Here is a 23,283-nt window from a genome sequence, read left to right as displayed (position 1 = left end):
ATAATGAAAATATCAATAATTACAGTTTGCTGGAATGCATCAGCTACATTAGAAGAAACAATAAAGTCAGTTGCTTCACAATCCTATAACGATATCGAATATATCATTGTTGATGGCGGAAGTACAGATTCTTCAGTAGATATTATAAAAAAATATTCTAATGTTATTGACAAATGGGTTTCTGAAAAGGATAAAGGTCTATATGATGCTATGAATAAAGGTGTTGCCATGGCTACAGGAGATTATATTGGTATTTTGAATGCTGATGATACTTTTTTTGAAAAGAATACAATAGAAAAAGTAGCCAAATTTTTACAAGATAATCCTTTAGATGCTTGTGTAGGTGATATTGTACAGCATAAAAATGGAAAAATAATAAGAAAATATTCTTCTAAAAATTGGATTCCAGAAAAATTAAAAATTGGATTCATGGCTCCTCATCCATCAATATTTTTCAAAAAAGAGCTGTTCCAAAAGTTTGGAGACTATAAATTAGGATATAAAATAGCTGCCGATTATGAATTGATAATCCGATATTTTATTAAACATGCCATTACTTGGAAATACTCAGGGATTACAACTACATCAATGTCAGTTGGTGGTGCGAGTAGTTCTGGTCTTAGTAGTTATAATAAAATAACGGAAGAAGTTGCAAAAGCTTTTACAGATAATAATATTTCATATTCTCCTTTTAAGGTAAAATATCGTGTTTTTTGGAAGATTTTTGATTTCTTAAAAAAATAGAATAATTCATGAAGATTGAAAATGATTTTTTAAGAGTAGAATTTTCTTTGAAAGGAGCAGAATTAAAATCTATTTTTAATAAAAAAAATAAGAAAGAGATTCTTTGGCAAGCAGATCCAAAGTTTTGGGCAAAATCAAGCCCTATTCTGTTTCCTATTGTAGGAGCTTTAAAAAATGATAAGTATACCTATTTAGATAAGCAATATTCACTTTCAAGACATGGATTTGCGAGAGATATGGTTTTTGATAAGATAGAAAATAATGAGAGTAAAATTATTTTTAGTTTAAAATCAAATAAGGATACAATTAAGATTTATCCTTTTCAATTTGATTTACAAATAATTTATTCATTAGATTCAAATCGACTAAACGTAGACTATATTGTAAAAAATTTAGAAAAAGAGAATGATCTATTATTTTCTTTAGGAGCTCATCCTGCTTTTAATATAGAAGTAAACGACGATAAAAATTATTCTGATTATGAAATTTATTTTCCTTCAGATGAATTTTTAGAAATCAATCAATTAACGAATAATTTAATAGCTGAAAATAAGAAAATTATAAATCTTAATAATAAGAAGTTAGATTTATCCTATCAATTATTCGAAAGTGATGCATTAGTTATGACTAACCTAAAAAGTGAATCTCTTATCTTAAGAAATAAAATAGATAATGATTCATTGATATTTAGTTTTAACAATTTTCCTTTTTTTGGAATTTGGGCAGCAAAGAATGCAAATTTTGTTTGTTTAGAACCTTGGTCAGGTATAGCTGATTTTGAAAATCATAATCAACATCTAGAACAAAAAGTAGGAATATTAAAATTATCTTCTACAGAAAATTGGAAAGCAAATTGGTTTATAGAAATATCTTAATCACTCATGAAAATCACCATCACTGGCGCATCAGGATTTGTAGGGCAAAATTTATCTGCTTATCTCAAACAAAATCATCTAAATATTCAAGAGTTATCTCTCAGAGATAATGATTGGAAATCTAGTTTCAATAAAAATACAGATGTAATTATTCATTTGGCAGGTAAAGCTCACGACACGGAAAATACTTCTCGAGAGGAAGAATATTTTACAATTAATAGAGACCTTACAATCGCCTTATTCAATGAATTTTTAAATTCAGGATGTAAAGATTTTTTTTATTTCAGTTCCGTAAAAGCTGTTGCAGATATAACTGATGGTATAGTTGATGAAAATATAATTGCAAACCCATTAACAGCCTACGGAAAATCAAAACATCAAGCAGAAGAATATTTATTAAAACAACAACTGCCATCAGGTAAGCGTTTGTTTATTATTCGACCATGTATGATTCATGGGCCAGGAAACAAAGGAAACCTTAACTTATTATATAAAATTGTAGAAAAAGGAATTCCTTGGCCATTATCAAAATTCGAAAACAAAAGATCATTCATAGGAATAGATAATTTATCTTATCTCATTTTACAAATGATACAAAATGAAACTGTGGTTTCTGGGATTTATAATTTTGCAGATGACGAAGCTTTGTCAACAAATCAATTGATAGAAACAATAAATTTAACTTTAGGTAAAAAAGCAAAATTTTTACCAATTAATAAAAAATTTGTAGAAAGCATTGCAAAAATTGGAGATAAAATACATTTACCTTTAAATTCTGAACGTTTAAAAAAGTTAACAGAAAGCTATGTTGTTTCCAATCAAAAAATTAAAAAAGCATTAGTAATACAACAATTACCAATAACAACACAAGAAGGATTAATTAACACAATAAAAAGTTTCAAAAATTAGTTGTAAACCATAAGTAAGTACTAGTTATTTTCAATTACAAATAATTATTTCTTTATCATTAAAAAATGTCATTCTGAGCTCGTCGAAAAATCTCTGAGTTATTCAGTATTTAAGTTTTATATTTTTAAGATTATATTATAACCTTATAACATATCACGTAAAACTAATAACTCATTAATTGTCATTCTGAGCCTGTCGAAGAAGATGAATGTATTTTTTGAATTTAAGGAATAAAGAAAAAAAATAAAAACACATGACAAGATTAGTAGATTTTATATGTTCATTTTTTGGATTATTATTTTTATGGCCAATAGGAATCATATTATATATTATAGGACTTTTTGATACAGGTTCGCCAATATTTGTACAAGAACGAGTGGGCAAAAATAAAAAACCATTCAAATTAATTAAGTTCAGAACGATGGATGTTAATACAAAATCCGTAGCATCACATTTGGCAAGCCAAGCACAAGTAACAAAATTTGGAAGCTTTTTACGTAAATCAAAATTAGACGAATTACCTCAATTAATAAATGTTCTAAAAGGAGATATGAGTTTAGTAGGAGCGCGACCTTGTCTTTTTAATCAAACAGAATTAATTGCTGAAAGAGAAAAAAGAGGTGTTTTCAATCATCTTCCAGGAATTACAGGATTAGGACAAATAAATAACGTTGATATGTCTACTCCAGTAAAATTATCAGAACTAGATGCAGAGATGTACAAAACACTAACGTTATCAAAATATTTCGGTTATATATTTGCTACCGTATCTGGTAGTGGGCAAGGAGATCGAGTAGGAAACTAATAGCTTTTGGGCAAACCCTTCGGGACCCGCTTTCCAATACAATCTTTTCTGATTATTCATTATTTATAATGATGAATAATCAGAAAAGATTTTCATTTCAATCGGTTCTTGCAAAATTGTATATTTTGTAAGAAATCCAATACATCAAAATACGTAATACTTTTTTTAACTTCATATTTATTATTTCGTAAATTGACCTTTATATTTGTATAATAACCAACGAATATAATTATAGGAGTTGTTTAAATTTTATATTATAATGTTATTCTTAGCTTATCGAAGAATTTCATTTCGATAGTTTCCTTTACATAAAATAAAAACGAAATAATTAATTTAAACAAGCTCATACAGTAAAAAAATAATCTACAACCTATGAATCAAAGAATTTGGCTTTCATCTCCTCATTTATCTGGAAATGAAATGAAATACATTCATGATGCTTTTCAGAAAAATTGGATTACTTCAATAGGAGATAATATCAATGGTTTTGAAGAAGACCTAAAAACATATTTAGGTAATAATCATCAAGTTATCGCCTTAAATAGTTGTACGTCTGCTTTACATCTTGCATTAGTAATGCTTGGTGTAAATAAAGATGATGAGGTAATTTGCCAATCTATGACATTTTCTGCATCTGCCAATCCAATAGTTTATCAAGGAGCAAAACCAATTTTTATAGACTCGGAGCCAGAAACATGGAATATATGCCCAATAGCATTAGAAAAAGCTATAAAAGATAGAATAGAAAAAGGAAAAACTCTAAAAGCAATTATTACAGTGCATTTATATGGAATGCCATATAAAATTGATGAGGTACATGCTGTGGCAGATAAATATGATATTCCAATTATAGAAGATGCTGCAGAAGCTTTAGGATCTAGTTATAAAGGATTAGCAGCAGGTACTTTTGGACATTTTGGAACGATTTCTTTTAATGGAAATAAAATTATTACAACATCTGGAGGAGGTGCATTGGTTTGTCAAACACAAGAAGATAAAGATAAAACTGTTTTTTTAGCAACACAAGCAAGAGATAATGCACCACACTATCAACATTCAAACATTGGATACAATTATCGAATGAGTAATATTGTTGCTGGGATTGGGCGTGGGCAAATTGAAGTTTTAAACCATAGAGTAAAGGCAAGACGTGCAATGCATGAATTTTATCTAGAAGTTTTTAATGAAATTGAAGGGGTAACTGTTTTTACTGAGCCATCATCAGATTTTTATTCAAACCATTGGTTAAGTGCTATTTTAATAGATGAAAAAATTACAGGTAAAACAAGAGAGGAATTACGCTTAGCATTTTTAGAAGATAACATAGAATCACGTCCTTTATGGAAACCAATGCACTTACAACCTATTTTTGCTGATTTTCCGTATTATGGAGGTAATGTTGCAGAAGAATTATTTGAAAAGGGTTTATGTCTTCCATCAGGTTCTAATTTAACAGATGTAGATCGACTTCGAATAAAAGCAGTAATTGATAAAACCTTTTAGATAAATAAAAACCCTAACATTAATAAATGTTAGGGTTTTTTGTCATGTTGAGCTTGTTGAAACATGTATAACTTAATATGCTTAAGGTATATAATTAAACTACTTTTTATTTACGTTTAAATATTTTTTTAATAAATTTTTACCGTAGCTATTTCTTTCGCCATAGCTGTACTTGTATTTATAATTACCATATCCTTTTGATAAGTTAACATCGTTAAGTACAATAGCCATGTTTTTTAGACGATTCTCTTCATTTAATTCTTTAGGTATAGCTAATAGATTTTTATCTAAAAGATCAGCTCTTACGATATAAAGTGTAATATCAGCATTATCAGCGACTAAAAGGGTATCTGTAACTAAGTTGATAGGAGCCGTATCTAAAATAACATAATCATAATGTTGCTTACCATATTCAATAATATTTTTAAATCGTCCATTCATCAATAGTTCAGCAGGGTTAGGAGGAACCTTACCAGAACGAATAACATCAAATGAATAATTTTTAGGTTGAATGATAATTTCATTTACATTTAAATCTGTAGAAGCTAAATATTCAGATATTCCCTCTCTATTAATATATTCATCTTTTATACCTAAATACTCTAATACTTTAGGTTTTCTAATATCTCCACCAATTAATAAAACTGATTTTCCAGACATACTTAATACTTGTGCAAGATTAATAGATATAAAAGATTTTCCTTCACCACTAATTGTAGATGTAACACATATAACTTTAGCTTCTTTATCTCCTTTCAATAAAAAATTGATATTTGTACGTAATAATCGGAAAGATTCTGATACAATTGATTGATCATTGAATTCAACTAAAGATTGAGTACTTTGAGGAATTTCTCCAGCAACAGGTACATTTAATATACCTTCTATATCTTCTTTAGATTTTACAGTATTATTCAATAAGAAATAAATATAAATACCAGAAAAAGGAATTATAAAGCCTAAAATTAATGCTCCTAAGTAAATAATACTTTTTTTAGGGGAAACAGGAATTTTATTTTCATAGGCAAAATCAATTACTTTTATATTTTCTGGAGTCGCAGCAGCTTTTATTTCGTTTTCTTCGCGTTTTTGTAATAAAAATAAATACAATGATTCTACAATTTGTTGTTGACGAGAAATATCTCTAAAACCACGTTCTTGGCTAGGAACTTTTTGTATTTTTCCTGCAATTTGATTTTGTTTTCCTTGAATAGAATTTACAGTTAATTGAGTATTGGTTCTGTAAATACGTAAACTATTTTTAAGATTCTTTTTTACATTGTTAATTTGCTCTTGTAATTGTACAACATTCGGATGCTCTTTTGTTACAGACTTCAACATATCTTCTTTGTTTAAAATGAGTTGGTTATATGCATCAATTTCTGCTGTAATAGAAAGATCACTAAGACCTAAGTTTGTTGGCAACAAATCTGTTTTATTTGTACTTAGAGCCTCATTCATGTAATCAACTAATTGTAGTTGAGTGGTTGATGTTAATAAATTTTTATCATTATCAGATGCACTTTCTAAAAAAATAGAAGCTTCTGAGGTAACGTCAGTTATTTTATTATTTACCTTGTATTGCTCTAAACTACGATCAACACCACTTAGATCAACAGAAATTATTTTTAATCGATTATTAATAAATTTTGAAGTTGCTTCTGTTAGTCGATTGTTATCATAAAGAATGTCTTTATTATAAGTGTCAATTAAATCATTAATTATTTTTTTAGATATTTCTGGAACAGCTCCGATAATTGAAAAGTTAATAATTTTAGATGTTTTGTCTGAATTAGGGTCTATACTTAGACTATTTTTTAAATTATTAACAGTTGCATCTATAGGCTCTTTATCTATTTGTAATTGTTTATTAATAATATCTGTATGATAACCATTTGTTGTAATAATAAAGCTTTCGTCTTTAATTGTTACTTTTTGACCAAATGAATAAGTTTTAGAATCTTTAGTTTTTTTATTTTCTAATTTATATTTTGTGTTAGATAGTATAGTAATTAAAAAACTTTGATTTGATTGATTATCATTAGTAAAAAAAATAATGCTTATTGGTGAATTTTCTTGAGGTATTTGCTTTGTTACTATATCACCAACATTAGAATATTTTACATTCAGATGATTTTTCAGAACAACCTTTGTTAATAAACGATTCGATTTGATTACATCTATTTGATCTCCAACTTCAGAGTTTGTAGAAGATCCTCCAAGAATGGCTTGATCCATAACTTCTGCTAAATCTCCTGTTGAAGACTTTTGCTCATTCAATAAAATTTTAGCAGATACTTTATATTGATTCTGAGTATACCTAAGATAAATAAAAGCTCCAAATAAAGCAATGAAAATACTTATAACAAACCATTTCCAATAAAATAAATATTGTTCAATAATTTGTCTTATATTAATATTTTCTTCTTTATTATCAGAAAAATTATTATTTATATTATTATCTTTCATTTTACTTAGAGATTACAGCGATTACAGAAATAATTACACCAGCTACAGAAATTAATAATGAGTAATTAGGTGTGAATTTAGAAGAAGAAACTTTAGCTCCATTTGGTTCAACATATACAACATCATTTTGTGCAAGATAGTAAACAGGTGAATTTAAAATATCTTTAGAGGTTAAATCAACTGTATATGTTTTCTTTTCACCATTTTGTTCACGGATAACCATAATATTTTTTCGAACACCATATACAGTTAGATCTCCTGCCATACCTAAAGCTTCAAGAATAGTAATTCGATCATTTGGAATAGAAAAATAGCCTGGATTTTTAACTTCTCCTAAAACACTTATCTTAAAATTAGTATAGTTAATATTTACTCCAGGGTTTGTAATATACTTAGATAATTCTTCTTTTAACTTATTTTCAGCTTCTGATCTAGTTAATCCTCCTAATTTAACTAAACCAAGGACAGGGTAATTAATAAAACCATTTTCATCAACGGTATATGTTTTGACATATGGATTACTATTGATATTTGATGACCCTGCTTGATAAATACTTTGTTGATTAAAAGGATCTGTAGCTCTAACATCAGCAGCAGAAACACTAATAGCTAAGCGATCTGAAGATTGTATTTTAGGAATAAATTCTTCAAATTTGGTTGTTGATCCTTGATTTCCTTGGAAATAAATCATTTCTTTTTTAGATGCACAAGAAGAAACAATGAATATAATAAGAACAATTAAAAATTTAGAGATGCTATTTTTCATAAACTATTTTTATCAAGTTTTTCAAATTCAGAATTTTGAGATTTAAATTCAGGTACAATTTGTTTTATTTTAGAGACTAATTCAATTGCATTTTCACTTTTATCAGATAAAGATATATTACAAAGCTCTTCAATTAGAATTTTGTTTTCATCACACTTTTCAGTGTTAACTTTAGCTATCATTATTTTTTCATGATGAGTTTTTATTGTATTTTCATCATTTGCCAATAATTCTTCATATATCTTTTCTCCAGGACGTAAGCCAATTACTTTGATATCGATATCTTCAGGATATTTAAATCCGCTTAATCGAATCATTTTTTTTGCTAAATCAAATATTTTAATTGATTTACCCATATCAAAAACAAATATTTCTCCTCCTTTCCCCATGATACCTGCTTCTAAAACTAGATTACAAGCCTCGGGAATCGTCATGAAATATCTAGTAATATTAGTATCAGTTACGGTAAGAGGTCCTCCATTTTCTAATTGTTTTTTGAATAAAGGGATAACCGAACCATTAGATCCTAATACATTTCCAAATCGAGTAACTATATAATTTGTAGTAGAATTTCTATTAATACAATTCACATAAATTTCAGCAACACGTTTTGTTGCTCCCATAACATTTGTTGGATTAACAGCCTTATCTGTTGATACCATAACAAATTTTTCTGCATTGAATTCGTTAGCTAAATCAGCTATAATTTTAGTTCCTTGAATATTTGTATTTATAGCTTCATAAGGAAAACTCTCCATTAAAGGGACGTGTTTATAAGCTGCAGCATGAAAAATTAAATGAGGATTATATTCTTCAAATAAACGAGACATTCTTATTCTATCCCTTACACTTCCTACAATATAAAAAATATTATTTTGTTTAATTTCAGAAACAATGTACTTTAAAGATTGTTGAACATCATACAAAGCAGATTCAGCTTGATCAATTAAAATTAAGCGATCAAAATCCATTGTAGCTATTTGTCTAGAAATTTCACTACCAATAGAACCTGCAGCACCAGTAACAAAAACAACTTTATTTTTTATATTCTCATTTAGAATAGGATTATTTAATTCAATAGATTCTCTACCTAATAAATCTTCAATTTTTAACTGTTTGATTTGATTTGGTTTATATGTTCCATTTATCCATTTAGAAATTGGGGGAATAATTTTTATTTCTACTGGTAGTTTTTCTATTGATTGAGATAGTTCAATTAGTTCAGAATTAGTGGCATTTTGTATCGATATAATAATTTGAGAAACCCCATTTTGATGAATATATTCATCAGTTATTTCATCAACAGAAAATACTTTTACTCCATCTATTCGTTTTCCTTTTTTTGTTGGGTTATCATCTATAAAACCAATAACTCTATAAATTTGTTGAGTTTCATTTTGCAAAATATCTCTTGTAATGTAACCAGAATCTCCAGCACCATAAATTAGAACACGATCAACTTTTTTATTTTTGCTAAAAAAATATCTGTAGAATAATTTATAGTAAACTCTAGAGTTTACCATAATTATACTTGTTATTAGAAGGTGAACAAAAATAATAGAATAAGACATTCTAAAAATCATAATTATTGTTCTATTGTCAGAAAAATAGTTTGATAAAAATGTTCTAAAAATAAAAGCAATACTGAATAATATAATATAAGCAAAGAAATTTGATGTAAAAACATTCTGGGTATCTTTTAATCCTGTTTTTTTAACCACTCCTTTATATGTCTTAAAGTATATAAAGGATAAATAGTATACAATAACTACTAGAGGTATTTGATACAGTAAATTTTCTATACTAAATATATTTAGAAAACTATTCAAAATAAAGTTACTAAGTATGTAACTTATCAATACAATTTCAATGTCTATTAACAATACTAACCAACGAGGTATATTGAATTGTTTACTAAATGGTTTCAAAAATTACAGTAATTAAATTAAAAAAATAGGACAATAAAAAAGTATAAATTTGATATACTTTTTCTTTTAAAATTCTTAACGTAGAAATATTATTATTATTATTCATTTATTTTATTAATTCTAGTATTAATCGATGTTTTAACATATTTTATGTTTATCAATATTACGTAAAAGTAAATTAAAAATAATTAATTATTAATTGGTTAATTAAGGTTTTAGATAGAATTAAGTGATTAATTTAAATTTAAACTTTTTTATATGACTTCAATAAATATTTACATATAATATTATCAATTGGCTATATATGTAGATATTTTTTTATTATTCTTATTTTTAATTTTTTAAATTAAAAATAATTATGAATTATACATCATATTTCTTTATTATTTTATTCATTTAAATTACTTTTGCAAAAACATTTCCCAAACACACAATGGAACAAACAGCATTTCTTTTTTCAACTAGAGGATCACTAGATTTAGCATCAAAAATTTCAGATTATTACGGTCAAGAATTAGGTAAATCAAAAATTGTAGAATTCAGTGACGGTGAATTTGTACCTGCTTTTGAGCAACCAATTAGAGGAGCAAGAGTTTTCTTAATTGGCTCTACAATGCAACCAACAGATAACTTAATGGAATTACTTTTAATGTGTGATGCAGCAAAACGAGCATCAGCAAAAAGTATAACTGTCGTTATTCCTTATTTTGGTTTTGCTAGACAAGATCGTAAAGATGCACCTCGTGTACCAATTGGAGCAAAATTAGTAGCAAAAATGTTAATGACTGCAGGGGCAACTCGTGTAATGACAATGGATTTACATGCAGATCAAATTCAAGGTTTTTTCGAAGTGCCTGTTGATCATTTATTTGCTTCAACAATTTTTGTTGATTATATAAATGGTTTAGGTTTAGATAATATTTGTATTGCATCACCAGATATGGGAGGAGCTAAAAGAGCAAATACTTATGCTAAACATTTAAATGCAGATATTGTTATTTGTCATAAAGAACGTAAGATAGCAAACCAAGTAGATAGCATGATGCTAATTGGTGAAGTAGAAGGAAAAAATGTAATTTTAGTTGATGATATGATTGATACAGCAGGAACTTTAGCTAAAGCTGCAGAATTGATTATGGAAAAAGGAGCAAAATCTGTAAGAGCTATTGCTACTCACGGAGTCTTATCTGGACCTGCATATGAGCGATTAGAGAATTCTAAATTAACGGAAATTGCTATAACTGATAGTATTCCATTAAAAAATAATTCCACAACTAAAATAAAAGTGTTATCTTGCGCTCCGCTTTTTGCTGATGTTATGCATTTAGTACATAGTAATAAATCTATTAGTCAACGTTTTGTTATCTAGTTATTTATCACTAAAAAGTTAAAAATATTTTTATTTAATATATTATGAAGTCAATTACAATTCAAGGTCAAAAAAGAGAAGACTTAGGTAAAGTGGCAACACGTAACCTACGTAATGCTGAGCAAGTACCTTGTGTGGTTTATGGTTCTAGTGAGCCTATCCACTTTTCAGCTGATGAAAAAGCTTTTAAAGGATTAGTTTATACTCCAGAAGCTCATACAGTTTCTATCGAGTTAAATGATGGAACTAAAATCCAAGCGATTTTACAAGATATCCAATTTCACCCAGTAACTGATAAAATCTTACACGTAGATTTCTATCAATTACAAGATGATAAATTAGTAACAATGGAAGTTCCTGTTCGTTTAGTTGGTCGTGCTCGTGGTTTAGTTGCCGGAGGGGTTTTACGTTTCAACATGCGTAAATTAAAAGTTCGTGCTATTCCAGCTAATTTACCAGATGAAATCGAAATCGATATTACACCAATGAGAATTGGACACAAAATGTATGTTGAATCATTGAAAAATGATAATTATACTTTTGCTCATCCAGATAATGCAGTTGTAGTTGCTATACGTACTTCTCGTAATGCAGTTAAAGATGCTGATCAAGATGATGATGAAGATTAATAAATAATCTTTTATATAAATTAAAAAAGTCACTCAAATTTTGAGTGACTTTTATTTTAAAATTTAACAAAGATAATTTTGTCCGATTTAAATTTTATTTCTACATTTGTCATATAATTATTAAAAATTATAAAATAAATTGATGTTTTCAAAAGCGTGTGAATATGGTATAAAAGCTTCTGTTTTTATTGCAAAAGAATCTGTTTCAGGTAATCGTGTAAATTTAAAACAAATTGCTAATTCTATTAATTCACCAGAAGCATTTACAGCGAAAATATTACAACAATTAGTGAAAGCTAAAGTTATAACATCTGTTAAAGGTAAATTTGGTGGTTTCGAAATGGATCGAAATCATTTGCAAGACATAAAATTGGTTACAATTATTAAAGCAATAGATGGAGATGGTTTATATCATAGTTGTATTTTAGGACTCGTTGAGTGTGATGCAAATAAACCTTGTGCTTTGCATAGTAGAGTTTTTTCTATTCGTAAAGATTTAAGAGAAATGTTGGAAAAAACATCTATGTTTAATTTAATCGATGACATAGATAAAGGATTAGCATTTTTGAAGCATTAAATATTTTTTATTAATAATTAAGATAAAAATATCTTATTATCCGAATTAAAAATTTGAATTATGAAATTTACTATTGAATTACCACAAACAAATACTTCTCAACTGAATTATTCTGTTGCAACAAATTTAAATGAAGCATGTCAAAGACATCATAAAACATTATTCTTTTGTTGGAATATTAGAACTGGAATCGATAGAGGAGTTGATATTCAAAGAATGGTAGATTATGTAAAATGGTATGGTGAGAATATTTTATTTAAAAAAATGGAAATAGAAGAAAAGTATCTTTTTACTTTACTTGATGAAGACCATTACTTAATAAAGAGAGCTTTAAAAGAACATAGAAGAATAAAAAGATTATTTAAAATAGATCACAAAAATCCAATGAAAAGTTTAATCTACATAGAAGAGGAATTGGATTTGCATATTAGATTCGAAGAAAAACAAATGTTTCCAGAGTTTAAGAAAAATGCGACACAAAAAAAACTAAAAATAATAAACAACCAATTTAATACATTACTAACCAATAGTGATTGGCATGATCAATTTTGGTCATAGCAGTTAAAAATACTTATCTTACTATAATTTATTTAGATGATTTTGATTTTTTTGTAAACTCAAACTTGTGCAACTTGAGTTTTTATTAAAAATAAAAGGTTTGCTATAGCAAACCTTTTATTTTTTTAATTATTTCTTAATTTTTATTTCAAATATTTTGTCCCAAAGTTTTCCAGTAACTAACATATTACCATTTTCTTTGAATGCAATTCCATTAAATTCTTGTGCTTGAGGATTCCCTTGTTTACCTTTTAAATCTCCCATATCAAATTTAGCAATTACAGCTCCTGTTTTAGGATCTATAACAACAATATTTCCATTGTCAACATTTCCATTTTTAATGTAAATATTAGAGTAGATTAAACCATCATGATATTCGATTTCATTTAAATAACTGTATGGTCTTTCACTATCAAAAGCTTGAATAGTTCTTAAATATTTAAAATCTTTATCGTAATAATGAATTCGTTGAGAACCTTCTGTAATTGCGAATTCATTACCAATAGTAACTATTCCCCAACCTTCAATAATCTGGCTAGGCATATCAAATTTTTTAACTTGATTAAAATTTAAATCATATTTGTATATAAAACGATCTTGCCATGTTAATTGATAAATGAATCCATCCATTTCTGTAATACCTTCTCCAAAAACATCATCTTTTATTTGATATAATTTGGTAGGCGTTGAAGCACCAAGTTTATATTCTATAAGTCTCGTTTTTCCATCTCTTAATCCTGTACCTTCGAAAATATTCCCATTTTTGTAATAAAAACCTTGGGTGAAATAATCAGGATTATGAGGATATGTTTCTACAACTTCATAATTCCAAGTAGCTGCTGGTTTATCAGCATAAACTACAAAGGTAAAGTCACGAGAATTTGTTTCTTCATCTCCTTTAAAAAATTTCAGATTAACAGTATGATTTCCTAAACCAATAGTTTTTCCATCAATTTTAAAATTAGAAGAAACTTCTTGTTCATCAACAGAAACTACAACTTTAGTAATACCATCTAAATTAGAAATAGGAATATCAATATTATCACCTACTTTATATTTTTTTTGTTCTATACTAGAAACAGTTTCAGTGATAGCTGCATTGTTTTTTCCAGATGTATCTTTACAAGAAAAAAAAAGTGAACTAAGTGTTAAGCAACAAGATGCCGTGATTAGATATTTTTTCATTTGATATTTTTATTTTTTTGATTTCTATTCAACAAAGAAACCTCTATACAAATATATTTAAATTCGATTCCAATGAAAATAAATTCAAATTATTTTGTTCTTTTTGGGTTATTTTTCACAAATGCATCCCAACTAGAATAGGAGCTACTTGTTCCAGTTGTTTTTCCAGAATTTAGATAATGACATACAGCAACTGCTAAACCATCTGTAGCATCTAATCGTTTAGGAATCTCTTTTAATCCCAATAAATGTTGTAACATTCCTGCAACTTGCTCTTTAGATGCATTTCCATTACCAGTAATAGCCATTTTTATTTTTTTAGGAGCATATTCAACAACAGGAATATCTCTGTGTAGGCAAGCAGCAATACAAACACCCTGAGCTCTACCTAACTTTAGCATAGATTGTACGTTAACACCAAAGAATTGTGATTCGATTGCTAGTTCATCAGGATTATACTGATCGATGATAGCTAATGTTTTTTCGAATATTTTTTTTAGTTTAGTTTGTTGATTTGGTAGTTTATGTAACAGTAATTCATCCAAAGTAATCAAACGAATTTTGTTATTTTTTACTTCAATTAAACCATATCCCATAACTAATGTCCCAGGATCTATACCTAAAATAATTTTTTCCATTAATGCGAAGGTATTAAGATATTCTTAGATGAAGATTTACTTTATAAAAAAATCCTCATTAATTAATGAGGATTTTTTGTGTTATATTTTCTTAAATAGATTAAGCAGAGTTTCTACTCGCATTTATATTTCCAAACAAAGATCTCATGACCATTTGTTCATATTCTTCTTTATGTTCACTTTCATTATGAATTTTATTTAAAGCAAATTGTTGAATAACTAATAGTGGTAATACAATTTTTTCTCGCATTTCTACAGAAGCTTTATTGAGTGGCTCATCTTGCATCAATGTAGAATATCCAGATATTTCTAAAGATAATTCTTTTGATAGCTTAAATTCATCATGTAAGATATTCCAAAATTCTCCATATTCAGGATCATTTTTCATGTAATAAGTCAATGGAAAATATGTTTTCTGCATTGACATCATACTGTTTTGAATTAACGTTCTAAAAAAGCTAGAATTCTCGAATAAATCTTTAATTTCATCTATTCTTCCTTGTTTTTTGAATTCATTAATTGCAGTTCCAACACCAAAATATCCAGGAATATTTTGTTTTAGTTGACTCCAAGAACCTACAAAAGGAATAGCACGTAGATCATCAAACTCCAATTGTTTATCTCCGCCACGTTTACTAGGTCTACTTCCTATGTTGGTTTTACCATAATATTTTACAGTACTCATATTTTCTAAGTAGGGCATGAATGAAGAATGATTTTTTAAATCTTCATATTTCTTATAGCTAATTTTAGCTAATTCATCAATAAGAGTACGTTGTTCAGTAGAAATCTGACTTGCATTTGTAGCAAAAACATCAGAAATTATTCCAGCAGTAAATAATTGTTCAAAATTATATTTTGCTTGTGGTAATGTACCATAATTAGATGTTATTGTTTGTCCTTGGATTGTAATTTGATTTTCATGATTTGCAATTGTTTTTCCTTGCGAAGCATAAAATTCATGTGTTTTTCCTCCTCCTCTTGCTGGAGGTCCTCCACGACCATCAAAAAAGATTACATCGATCTGATTTTTTTCGGATATAGCTGTTAAGATCTCTTTTGTACGGTATATTTCCCAGTTAGCTTTTATATATCCTCCATCTTTTGTTCCATCAGAAAAACCTAACATAATAGATTGTTTCTTTTTACGACGATTCAAATGATTTGCATAAATAGGAAGATTATAAAGCTTGTTCATTGTAGTTTCAGCTCCATCTAAACCTCTTATTGTTTCAAACAAAGGAACAATATCAAAGTTGATTTCATCTTCTTTATAGCCACAAAATTTAAATAATCCATATACATTTAAAATATCGAAAATGGTTTCTGAATTAGAAATGATATAACGATTTATACCTTGTTCTCCATTTCGTTGTTGAATTGTTTTTAATTGATAAACATTCTTAATTGTATCAACAACAATGTCTTCTTCAAAATCATTAGGATTAATTTTGAAGTTAGGATTTGTTAATAATTCTATTTTATCGACTTCAGATAATTCTAAGAAATTTTTACCTGTATATTTTTCAACAATTTGGTTAATTACTTTTTGATGAATTCTAGAATCTTGACGAATATCTAATGAAGCAAAGTGTAGCCCAAAAATATCAACTCGAGTTATAAAGTCATCTAAAATATCTAAAAATGTTCCATCATGCTTTCTTATTAAAGTTTCACGAATTTCATATAATCGACTTTTTAAATCATCCAAAGAAAGATTTCCTTCTTCACTAAACATGTTTTGATAAATGATATCACTCAATTCTTTTAGAGGTTCAGTAATATGTTTAAATGTTAAGCGTCGACGCACATTTTTTAAATGATGATAGTAATTTTTAAGAATACTTGTTCGTAATAAATTAGCTACTTTCCATGTTATTTCTGCTGTAACAAAAGGGTTTCCATCTCTATCTCCACCAGGCCAAAAACCTAGTTGAATAACAGTTGATTTTAGGGGAGAATTTTCAGTAAAAAATAATTGATTAATTTCATTATTTAATTTACCAATTGCTTGGTAATAAACATTTCTAAGATAATAAACAATTGATACAGCCTCATCGTATGGTGTTGGTTTTTCTTGATTAATGAAAGGTGTTTTTCCTAATTGTTGTAATAAAAGATCAATATTACTTACAGAATCATTTTGAATGTAATCTCTTAAATCTTGAATGATTTGCTGAACATTTGTTGGATAAAACTGAGTTGGATGTGCTGTAAAAACGACACGAGTTACAAAATTGTTCATTTTTTCTCGAACTTCATCAACCTTGTTTTGAGCTAAAGCAATATGGTAAATACTTTCTATACTTCCTTTCTCGTTATCTGGGTGTAAAGAAGAGAAAGCAGCATCTTCGATACTATCAAATAATACAACCTGACGTTCTATGTATTGAATGATACGATACATCAAATCTATTTTTTCTTCTTCAGTCTCTAGATCAGTATATTTTTCAAAAAAATCACTTATAATTTCATTTGGAGATTTTCCTTCAGGTAGACCTTTTTTACTTTCTTCATATAAGAAAGGAATAAGTGAACCAATTTTTTGCATCTCATCATAAGGCAAGCTCATAAAAAGACTGTTGTAAATCTGAAACTTATTTTCCACGATTTGATGGAATTTAAGCTGAGATGAATTTGTACTTCTCATTAGTAGGTATTTTTCTGTGTTTTAGTAAAATTAAATAAAAAATAATAAAAAATACCTTCAAATTAATAATAAGATAAAGTTAAAAGAATTTGATTTTATATTATAATTATTAATCGGTTTTATCGATTGATAGTATCTAAAAAAAGAGTTTTACAGATTTTAATCTTTGTAATAGATTTGTATAAAATTTTTAAAAAAATGGAATCATTTATCGCATTAAAATCAAGAAATTTTAAACTTTTTTTTATTGGTCAGTCAGTTTCTTTATTGGGAACTTGGATTCAGAAAACAGCGATAGCTTGGCTTGTTTACAAGTTAACAGGTTCTCCCTTTATATTAGGATTAATAGTTTTTGTAGGCTTAATACCTACATTATTACTTTCACCTTATGTAGGAAGTTTTATTGAACGTTGTCATAAATATAAGGTAATGAAAAATACACAATGGTTAGCAGCATTACAAGCATTATTATTGGCTATTCTTATTTATTTAAAATATTATAACATTACAGCGATTGTTCTTCTTAGTTTAATGCAAGGAGTTATTAATGCTTTTGATGTTACTTGTAGACAAGCAATGATGATTGATTTAGTTGATGATAAAGAAGCTTTACCTAATGCAATAGCCTTAAATTCAGCAATGACTAATTTAGCTAGGGTAATAGGTCCTGCTTTAGCAGGGGTTTTACTATCAGCTTTTGGAGAAGATTTTTGTTTTATTAGTAACTTTTTAAGTTTCATTCCTGTTTTATATTGTTTATATCTTATGAAATTGCCAGCTTTTATAAAAAATGAAGAGGAGATAAATGTTTTAAATAAATTAAAGGAAGGTTTTATTTATGTAAAATCAGAAAAAAGAATTTTATCACAACTTTTATTACTTTCTTTTTTTAGTTTAATGCTTATACCTTTTACAACATTATTACCAGTTTTGGCAAAAGAGGTTTTTAATGGAAATTCTCAGACGTTTACAATTTTTGAAAGTGCTGTAGGTATAGGAGCTCTTATAAGCGCTATTTATATGACGAGTCTTAAAAAAATGGAAAAATTATATAATTCTATTATTTTATCAAGTATTATTATGGGAATTGGTTTAGGTATAATTGCTTTTAGTCATACTATTTGGCTAGCATCAATAGGACTTGTGTTAAGCGGTTTAGGAATGATTTGTCAGTCAGCTTCAATAAATACATATATTCAATTACATACGGTACCAGAAATGAGATCAAGAGTAATTAGTTATTATATTATGGCTTTTTTAGGAATGACTCCAATAGGAAGCTTGATTATAGGATTAATAGCTGAATTTTTAAATACAAGAACTGTATTGCTGTTAGAGGGATTTTTAGGTATATTCTCTTTATCGTTATTTGTTTGGTATAATTATAAAATAGAAAAAGAATTAGATACTGAATTAAAAATTATTAACGAAGAATAATAAAATAAGCTGTTTTTAAAAACAGCTTATTTTGTATTTAATATAATTAAAGGTTCTATAAATTCTCTTGTATTTGATAATCTAGGGACTTTATTTTGTCCTCCTAATTTTCCTCGAGATGCCATCCATTCAAAAAATAATTGCTTTCTAGCCTTGTGAACTATCGGAGGATTTAATGTCATATTATTATAACGCTTTGCCTCATAATCTGAATTAACATCTTGTAGAGATTTGTCAAGAATAGTAACAAATAAATCAAAATCTTCGGGTTCTTTATCAAATTCAATCATCCATTCATGTGCTCCTTTTTCTTTACCTTCCATAAAGATTGGACCAGCTGTATAATCAGAAATAATAGAATTGGTTTTTAGGCAGGTTCTTTTTAATGCTTCTTCGGCATTTTCTATCATTAATTCTTCTCCAAAAGTATTTATGTAATGTTTTGTTCGTCCAGAAACTACAATTCTATGTGGGTTAGTTGATGTAAAGCGAATAGTATCACCAATAATATATCGCCATAAACCACCGTTCGTAGTTATAACCATAGCATAGTTTTTACCAACTTCGACTTCAGCAATAGTTAGAAAACGTTGATCTTCATATCCAAATTCTTCCATGGGAATAAATTCATAAAATATCCCATTATCTAAAAGTAATAATAAATCTTTGTTATGTAATTGATCTTGTATTCCAAAAAATCCTTCCGAAGCATTATATAATTCGAAATAATTTAATTGTTTTTTTGTAATCAGATTATAGTTTTCAGCATAAGGTTTAAAGCTAATTCCTCCATGAAAAAAAACTTCTAAGTTTGGCCAAAGTTCATCCAAATAGTTTTTACCAGTTGTTTCTAATAATTTATTAAGAACAACTAACATCCAAGAAGGAACACCAGTCAAAGAACCTACATCTTCATTTTTACAAGCATTAATAATTGCATTCATTTTTGTATTCCAATCAGACATTAAAGATATTTCTCTGTTTGGAATATTTTTCATTTCAGCATAGAAGGGTAAATTATCAATCAAGATAGCAGATAAATCACCAAAACGAGTATCATATTTTTGATATAATTCACTACTTCCACCAATTCGCAAATTTTTACATGTAAAAATATCAGTTTCAGGATTAGCATTTAAATATAAGGCAAACATTGTTTTCCCTGCAGCATAATGACAATCTTCTAAAGACTCTTTACTAATTGGAATAAATTTACTTTTGGCATTTGTTGTTCCAGATGATTTAGCAAACCATTTAATTTTTCCATTCCATGTAACATCTTTTTCTCCTTTTCGAGCTAATTCTATATAAGGTTCAAAATCTTCATAGTGCACTGCTGGCACTTGTCTTTGGAAATCATGAATCCTCTTTATTTCGTCAAAGTGATATTTTTTTCCATAGATAGTAGATTTACCTTTTTTAAGATTGTGAAAAAGAACTCGTTCTTGTGTGCCAATTGGATTTGCGATGCTTTCCTCGATAACATTCATTCGGTTACGCATCATAATTTCCATAATCTTATTGACTATTCCCATCCAATAAAAGTTTTGTAGATTTACACAAATTTAATAAACTTTAGTTAGCAAAATGCAGTTTGAGGGACAAATTCGAAAAATGACGACAGAAAATCATTCTCCAATTAATTATTATTGGAATTTTAAAGATGATTTTATTGTGATGAACCAGTTATTAGGTAAAAAGATTAAAATTAGTTTTGATCATTATGAATGTTTAGGTTGTCATGAAGATAAAGAAATTTATCAAATGGGTTACTGTAAGAACTGTTTTTTTACTTTACCAGAAGCTAACCCAAGTATTATAAACCCAGAATTATCTACAGCTCATTTGGGGATAGCACAAAGGGATTTGGAGTGGGAACAAAAATTCGAATTACAACCTCATATTGTTTATTTAGCAAACTCTTCTGGGGTAAAAGTTGGAGTAACACGATTAACACAAGTTCCAACTCGTTGGATAGATCAAGGAGCCTCTGAAGCTATTATTATTGCACGAACTGATAATCGTTATGAAGCTGGTATGATTGAGGTTTCTTTAAAAGATATTATTACAGATAAAACAAACTGGCAAAGAATGTTGAAAAATGATGTTCCTGAAGTAGATTTATTTCAAAAATATCATGAAATTAAAAGTTATGTGAACAAAGATTTTATACAATTTTTAGTTGATGAACCTAAAGTGTTAAAATTAGAATATCCCGTAAATTCTTATCCAGATAAAGTAAAATCTTTGAATTTGAAAAAAACACTAATTATAGAAGGGATTTTAAAAGGAATAAAAGCACAATATTTAATATTTGAAGATAACTCAGTCTTTAATGTTCGTGGGCATGAAGGATTTTATGTGAAATTTGAAATATAGATTCTTTTTAAAATAAATTGCTTTTCATTTTTTTTATAATTATATTAGTTACAGATAATTAACATAACACAAAAAAATATAATTATGAATAAAAAATTGGCATTAGCACTTATAGCTGCAGGAATGTTTACGTTTTCTGCTTGTAATAAAAAATCAGATTTACCTCAATATAAAGTTGAGCAGGCAGTATTAGATGTATATAAATATAGAGAAAATAGACCTGATTCATTATTTGCACATGTAGATGGTGTAAATGTATTAGATTTGATGGCTCCTATAAAAGAATTTGGACCAATAGATGTTTACAATGTTGAAAAAGTTACACCTTTAGAGGATGGCGATAAAACAATATATGAAGCAGTCTATAAAGTACATTTTAAAAATAATGCTGAAGGAACGGAAACTTTTAAAGTAAAACGAGTAAATAAGCTTGATGGAATTGTAGTAGGATATTCTTATAATATATCGCAAGTTCCATTAGAATCTGAGAAAAGTGAAGTGAAAACTGATTCTGTAAAATAAAATATGAATCCCAATAAGATAATTTATCTCATTGGGATTTTCATTTTAGGGTTAATTAGTAATCATTATATTTTTATCCTATTATTAGAGAATAAAGTGTACTATCTGTATTTAGGTATTGATAATCGAAATTATGATTTTCTAGTCGATCAATTAAGCTATTAAAATCTTCTTTCTTATCTAATTCAATACCCACTACCGCAGGTCCTGTTTCTTTGTTGTTTTTCTTAATATATTGGAAATAACTTATATCATTACTTGGTGCTAAAACTTCATTTACTAATTCTTTTAATGCTCCCGCTCTTTGAGGAAAATTAATGATGAAATAATGTTTTAAGCCGTTATATAATAATGCTCTTTCTTTTATTTCCTCCATTCGAGTAATATCATTATTGCTTCCGCTTAAAATACATACTACATTTTTACCTTTTATGTTGTCTTTATACTGTTCTAATGCAGCAACAGATAATGCACCAGCAGGTTCAAGAACAATAGCATCTCTATTATACATTTGTAGGATTATATCACAAATTTTTCCTTCGTCTACTGTAAGGTAATCATCTAAATTGTCTTTACAAATTTCAAAAGTTAAATCACCTACTTTTTGAACAGCAGCACCATCAACAAACTTATCAATATGATCTAATTCAGTATTATAACCATTTTCTACCGAAGTTTTCATAGAAGGAGCTCCTTTTGGCTCTACTGCAATGATTTTAGTTTCAGGAGATAGTTGTTTAAAAACAGATGCAATACCAGAAGCTAAGCCACCACCACCAATAGGAACAAATACATAGTCAATTTTTTGAGTAACTTGTTCTAAAATTTCTAAGCCAACTGTAGCTTGTCCTTCAATAATTAGAGGATCATCAAACGGATGAATAAAAGCAGCATTGTTTTCTTCGCTATAGGCTATAGCTGCATTTTTAGAATCATCAAAAGTATCACCAACCAATTTTATTTCAGCAAAATCACCTCCAAACATTTTTACTTGTTCAAGTTTTTGTTTTGGAGTAGTAATTGGCATAAAGATTACACCTTTAATTTTTAAAATGCTACAAGAATAAGCAACACCTTGTGCATGATTACCAGCACTTGCACAGACAACACCATTATTAACTTTGTTGTCTTGATATAGGTTCTGTATTTTGTTAAATGCACCTCTTAATTTATAAGAACGTACAATTTGTAAATCTTCTCTTTTTAAAAAAACAGTAGCTTCAAACTCATTCGAAAGTCTTAAATTTTTTTGTAATGATGTCTCTGCTATTATTTTTTTGATGTTTTCTTTCGCTTTTTTTATAGCTTCTATTTGAGGAAAATATGCGACTTCGTTCATC

Annotated in this window: 20 protein-coding genes; 12 read left to right on the top strand and 8 right to left on the bottom strand. The window is 27.7% G+C overall.

Going from position 1 to position 23,283, the window contains the following annotated elements:
- The first annotated feature begins 3 nt into the window (after positions 1-3).
- From RT575_RS13475 to RT575_RS13455, 5 genes are all read left to right on the top strand, one after another.
- On the top strand, positions 4-744 hold the full coding sequence (locus tag RT575_RS13475) for a glycosyltransferase family 2 protein (protein ID WP_313386851.1): 741 nt from the start codon (positions 4-6) through the stop codon (positions 742-744).
- Positions 745-752: 8 nt separating this feature from the next.
- Positions 753-1,619 carry an aldose 1-epimerase family protein gene (locus RT575_RS13470; RefSeq protein WP_313581521.1) on the top strand — a complete coding sequence of 289 codons (867 nt, stop codon included), beginning with the start codon at positions 753-755 and terminating at the stop codon, positions 1,617-1,619.
- 6 nt (positions 1,620-1,625) lie between these two features.
- Positions 1,626-2,528: an NAD-dependent epimerase/dehydratase family protein gene (locus RT575_RS13465; RefSeq protein WP_313581519.1), complete on the top strand. Its 903-nt coding sequence runs from the start codon at positions 1,626-1,628 to the stop codon at positions 2,526-2,528.
- Positions 2,529-2,781: 253 nt separating this feature from the next.
- Positions 2,782-3,333, top strand: coding sequence for a sugar transferase (locus RT575_RS13460; RefSeq protein ID WP_313386854.1), 552 nt, complete (start codon positions 2,782-2,784; stop codon positions 3,331-3,333).
- 372 nt (positions 3,334-3,705) lie between these two features.
- Positions 3,706-4,836, top strand: a complete 1,131-nt coding sequence (locus RT575_RS13455) for a DegT/DnrJ/EryC1/StrS family aminotransferase (RefSeq protein ID WP_313581517.1) — start codon at positions 3,706-3,708, stop codon at positions 4,834-4,836.
- Between the two features lie 99 nt (positions 4,837-4,935).
- On the opposite strand, the gene RT575_RS13450 is transcribed toward RT575_RS13455, so the two are convergent.
- The 3 genes from RT575_RS13450 to RT575_RS13440 are packed head-to-tail and all read right to left on the bottom strand — an operon-like array spanning position 4,936 to position 9,999.
- On the bottom strand, positions 4,936-7,305 hold the full coding sequence (locus RT575_RS13450) for a polysaccharide biosynthesis tyrosine autokinase (RefSeq protein ID WP_313581515.1): 2,370 nt from the start codon (positions 7,303-7,305) through the stop codon (positions 4,936-4,938).
- Between the two features lies 1 nt (position 7,306).
- Complete coding sequence (locus RT575_RS13445) at positions 7,307-8,071, bottom strand: polysaccharide biosynthesis/export family protein (protein ID WP_313581514.1); 765 nt, start codon at positions 8,069-8,071, stop codon at positions 7,307-7,309.
- Positions 8,068-9,999 carry a nucleoside-diphosphate sugar epimerase/dehydratase gene (locus tag RT575_RS13440; protein ID WP_313581513.1) on the bottom strand — a complete coding sequence of 644 codons (1,932 nt, stop codon included), beginning with the start codon at positions 9,997-9,999 and terminating at the stop codon, positions 8,068-8,070. The genes RT575_RS13445 and RT575_RS13440 overlap by 4 nt, the downstream gene beginning before the upstream one ends.
- 433 nt (positions 10,000-10,432) lie before the next feature.
- Between RT575_RS13440 and RT575_RS13435 the strand changes: the two genes are divergently transcribed.
- From RT575_RS13435 to RT575_RS13420, 4 genes are all read left to right on the top strand, one after another.
- Positions 10,433-11,368, top strand: coding sequence for a ribose-phosphate pyrophosphokinase (locus RT575_RS13435; protein WP_313386859.1), 936 nt, complete (start codon positions 10,433-10,435; stop codon positions 11,366-11,368).
- Between the two features lie 44 nt (positions 11,369-11,412).
- Positions 11,413-11,997 carry a 50S ribosomal protein L25/general stress protein Ctc gene (locus tag RT575_RS13430; RefSeq protein WP_313581512.1) on the top strand — a complete coding sequence of 195 codons (585 nt, stop codon included), beginning with the start codon at positions 11,413-11,415 and terminating at the stop codon, positions 11,995-11,997.
- Between the two features lie 142 nt (positions 11,998-12,139).
- Positions 12,140-12,574 carry an Rrf2 family transcriptional regulator gene (locus RT575_RS13425; RefSeq protein WP_313386861.1) on the top strand — a complete coding sequence of 145 codons (435 nt, stop codon included), beginning with the start codon at positions 12,140-12,142 and terminating at the stop codon, positions 12,572-12,574.
- A gap of 60 nt (positions 12,575-12,634) precedes the next feature.
- Positions 12,635-13,132, top strand: coding sequence for a hemerythrin domain-containing protein (locus tag RT575_RS13420; RefSeq protein ID WP_313386862.1), 498 nt, complete (start codon positions 12,635-12,637; stop codon positions 13,130-13,132).
- A gap of 129 nt (positions 13,133-13,261) precedes the next feature.
- On the opposite strand, the gene RT575_RS13415 is transcribed toward RT575_RS13420, so the two are convergent.
- From RT575_RS13415 to RT575_RS13405, 3 genes are all read right to left on the bottom strand, one after another.
- A complete protein-coding gene (locus RT575_RS13415; RefSeq protein WP_313581511.1) occupies positions 13,262-14,317 on the bottom strand; it encodes a glutaminyl-peptide cyclotransferase in 1,056 nt (351 codons plus the stop codon).
- An 89-nt stretch (positions 14,318-14,406) separates the two neighbouring features.
- The gene (gene ruvC / locus RT575_RS13410) at positions 14,407-14,955 is read right to left on the bottom strand and encodes a crossover junction endodeoxyribonuclease RuvC (protein WP_313386864.1); all 549 of its coding nucleotides are present in this window, start codon (positions 14,953-14,955) and stop codon (positions 14,407-14,409) included.
- A 100-nt stretch (positions 14,956-15,055) separates the two neighbouring features.
- Positions 15,056-17,605 (bottom strand): phosphoenolpyruvate carboxylase, encoded by a 2,550-nt coding sequence (locus RT575_RS13405; protein ID WP_313581510.1) that lies wholly within the window; start codon positions 17,603-17,605, stop codon positions 15,056-15,058.
- Positions 17,606-17,803: 198 nt separating this feature from the next.
- Here RT575_RS13405 and RT575_RS13400 point away from each other — a divergent pair, with 198 nt between their 5' ends.
- Positions 17,804-19,042 carry an MFS transporter gene (locus RT575_RS13400; RefSeq protein ID WP_313581509.1) on the top strand — a complete coding sequence of 413 codons (1,239 nt, stop codon included), beginning with the start codon at positions 17,804-17,806 and terminating at the stop codon, positions 19,040-19,042.
- A gap of 26 nt (positions 19,043-19,068) precedes the next feature.
- Here RT575_RS13400 and RT575_RS13395 read toward each other — a convergent pair whose 3' ends face one another.
- A complete protein-coding gene (locus tag RT575_RS13395) occupies positions 19,069-20,577 on the bottom strand; it encodes a GH3 auxin-responsive promoter family protein (RefSeq protein ID WP_313581508.1) in 1,509 nt (502 codons plus the stop codon).
- Positions 20,578-20,629: 52 nt separating this feature from the next.
- On the opposite strand from RT575_RS13395, the gene RT575_RS13390 reads away from it, so the two are divergent.
- Both RT575_RS13390 and RT575_RS13385 read left to right on the top strand, forming a co-directional pair.
- A complete protein-coding gene (locus RT575_RS13390) occupies positions 20,630-21,421 on the top strand; it encodes a DUF2797 domain-containing protein (protein ID WP_313581507.1) in 792 nt (263 codons plus the stop codon).
- Positions 21,422-21,505: 84 nt separating this feature from the next.
- The gene (locus tag RT575_RS13385; protein ID WP_313386869.1) at positions 21,506-21,943 is read left to right on the top strand and encodes a hypothetical protein; all 438 of its coding nucleotides are present in this window, start codon (positions 21,506-21,508) and stop codon (positions 21,941-21,943) included.
- Positions 21,944-22,016: 73 nt separating this feature from the next.
- Here RT575_RS13385 and ilvA read toward each other — a convergent pair whose 3' ends face one another.
- Positions 22,017-23,282 (bottom strand): threonine ammonia-lyase IlvA, encoded by a 1,266-nt coding sequence (ilvA, locus tag RT575_RS13380; RefSeq protein ID WP_313581506.1) that lies wholly within the window; start codon positions 23,280-23,282, stop codon positions 22,017-22,019.
- Position 23,283: the final 1 nt, after the last annotated feature.

Source organism: Chishuiella sp. (genome assembly GCF_032109125.1).
In the GTDB taxonomy this organism is placed as follows: domain Bacteria; phylum Bacteroidota; class Bacteroidia; order Flavobacteriales; family Weeksellaceae; genus Empedobacter.
This window is presented reverse-complemented; position numbering and strand designations above follow the sequence as displayed.